Source organism: Psychrobacter sp. Sarcosine-3u-12 (assembly GCF_002836005.1).
In the GTDB taxonomy this organism is placed as follows: Bacteria; Pseudomonadota; Gammaproteobacteria; order Pseudomonadales; family Moraxellaceae; genus Psychrobacter; species Psychrobacter okhotskensis.
In genome coordinates this window covers 1-2,026 of record NZ_PJBY01000022.1, presented here as the reverse complement: position 1 = coordinate 2,026, position 2,026 = coordinate 1, and the positions used below count along the sequence as shown (strand labels likewise).

Here is a 2,026-nt window from a genome sequence, read left to right as displayed (position 1 = left end):
TATGATAAAAAAAGAAGTAATGAACCTTAATCGCTTCAACATATCTATCTACTCATTCAGATCAAACATCAAAGTGCACTGCTTCTTACTATTCTAATTTTTATCATTAAGTCAATCGATTTTTTGGCTGTTATAAGATTGTAAAGTATCATATGTTTTAACCGCATCAAAGCTTGTGTTTAAATAACTGATTGACTTTAGTTGTAACATTTCTTCTGATGTTAAACTTGAAATGTTATTTACTTTGTCTATTATATGACTGCTGACTATTTCTTCAGAAATTAAACGTGCTCTCTTTCGTACTGCGGAGCTTTTTGCCTTATCTGTTGATAAAGCTACAAAATATTCAAGTGGAGCTGCACCATTTTTAAGCATACAGATCTTATAGTTGATATCTGAACGATATAATATGTAATCTTGAACTTTTTTTATGTCAATTTCACTTATCTTCTCTAAAGTACTTTCATCAGGTAAAGTTCTGCTTTTTTCTTCAGCAGTGCATAGATCTATAGTGCTCTCGTACTGTTCTATTGCTGATTCTAGAGTAATTTCATCTTCTAATTTTTTCTCTGTTTTAGCACAAGCTGGTACTGAAAATATAATTAATATTAATGAAAAGAATATAGTTTTTTTCATGGTATACATCCATCTTCAATAGCTTGAAATAATAATTTTTTGTAATGATCTTTTATGCTGAAATTGAGATACAACTTTGAATAGCTTGCAGAAGTTAAAACTTTGAATAACAAAATTACTTTGAAATATTCTCTTTATATGCTCGCAATGCCCTTGTTGTAACCAACAAATCAAAACTACTGTTTAAGTAGTCTATTTGATGAAGTTTATTTCTTTCTTCTTCAGGTAGGTTGTTAATATAATTAACATTACCTATAAAGTCATAAGGCATTAGAGTTTTAAATAAGTGTTCGGCTTCCCTGCGAGTAAAATAATCTATATTACTATCTAAAGCTACAGCCAAAATGTATTCTCTGGGTGTAGCACCATTTTGTATCAGACAAATTTGGTCATTTATATTACTACGATATATTATATAAGCATTGATAGTATTTTCAGAAAATTTGCTCATAGCTTTTAAATCATCTAGTTCAGGATCTTTAATAGAGTTTTTATCTTCTTCACACAAATCTACTGCATCATTCATAGTTTGAACTGCTCTATCTAGAGCTAAAGAATGTTCACTAGCACCTATGAACTGTGAACACGAGATGCATAACAATGTCATACTCCATATTAATGATAATTTAATATATTTCATGGCATACATCCTTCAGCAATAGCTTTAAAGAATTTTATTTCATTATTGTGTTTAGAATAGCCATCAGATTCTAATTCTAAAATAGCCCGATAAGCATCCTTTTCAACCATGTTCCTTTTTATTTGATCAACACTACCCATTGCTTCTGCAAATAATACCCAGTTAGCTCCGTCTATTTTTCGAGGGGCAGGTTTTATGGCTGCTTCTAACTCTGCTTTTGCCGATATACCCCAAATTGAGTTAATTGGTATTCCAGATGATGTCCTCCCGCCAGCAGGTCTTTTTGTAAATAAGAGTCCTGCAAATGCGGCAGGTAAAATTTTACTTAACCAGCTAGCTGATTCTATACGTGAGTCTATACTTTCAAGCCACCTCAAACTTATGTCACTAAACACTAAATTATTAATAATAGGACAAACCTTTAAGTTTGAGTTTCTTCTGGTTATTTTTACATCTATATTATTGCCGTCAGCAGTTGTTTTGCCACTCGACTCTTTACGCATAATCTGCATAACTACTAATCTCCAATCGTTGATAGATAAAGATGAACATTAGACCTCTTGCAAAAGTAGTTGTAAGACACAACGTATATTATTGAACTCTACTTACTTAATAGATATGCCAAACATAGATAAGCTACTCAAACAAAGTGACGCTGGTTTTAAACGCTACACAGGCATTCATAAAGCCACCTTTTATGACATGCTTGATGCCATGCAAGAGCATGAAGCATCTAAGACCAAATCAGGT

At 32.0% G+C, this 2,026-nt stretch carries 3 protein-coding genes; all 3 read right to left on the bottom strand.

Annotated features, from left to right (window positions below):
* Positions 1–111 precede the first annotated feature (111 nt).
* Positions 112–636 carry a hypothetical protein gene (locus tag CXF65_RS00915; RefSeq protein ID WP_025652066.1) on the bottom strand — a complete coding sequence of 175 codons (525 nt, stop codon included), beginning with the start codon at positions 634–636 and terminating at the stop codon, positions 112–114.
* A 115-nt stretch (positions 637–751) separates the two neighbouring features.
* Positions 752–1,276, bottom strand: coding sequence for a hypothetical protein (locus CXF65_RS00910; RefSeq protein WP_025652067.1), 525 nt, complete (start codon positions 1,274–1,276; stop codon positions 752–754).
* Entirely contained in the window at positions 1,273–1,788 is a 516-nt protein-coding gene (locus CXF65_RS00905; RefSeq protein WP_025652068.1) for a hypothetical protein, read from the bottom strand. The genes CXF65_RS00910 and CXF65_RS00905 overlap by 4 nt, the downstream gene beginning before the upstream one ends.
* Positions 1,789–2,026: the final 238 nt, after the last annotated feature.

Excerpts from the sequence above, each read along its gene's own strand:
- CXF65_RS00915 (WP_025652066.1), bottom strand. The coding sequence starts at position 636 with ATGAAAAAAACTATATTCTTTTCATTAATATTAATTATATTTTCAGTA.
- CXF65_RS00910 (WP_025652067.1), bottom strand. The coding sequence starts at position 1,276 with ATGAAATATATTAAATTATCATTAATATGGAGTATGACATTGTTATGC.
- CXF65_RS00905 (WP_025652068.1), bottom strand. The coding sequence starts at position 1,788 with ATGCAGATTATGCGTAAAGAGTCGAGTGGCAAAACAACTGCTGACGGC.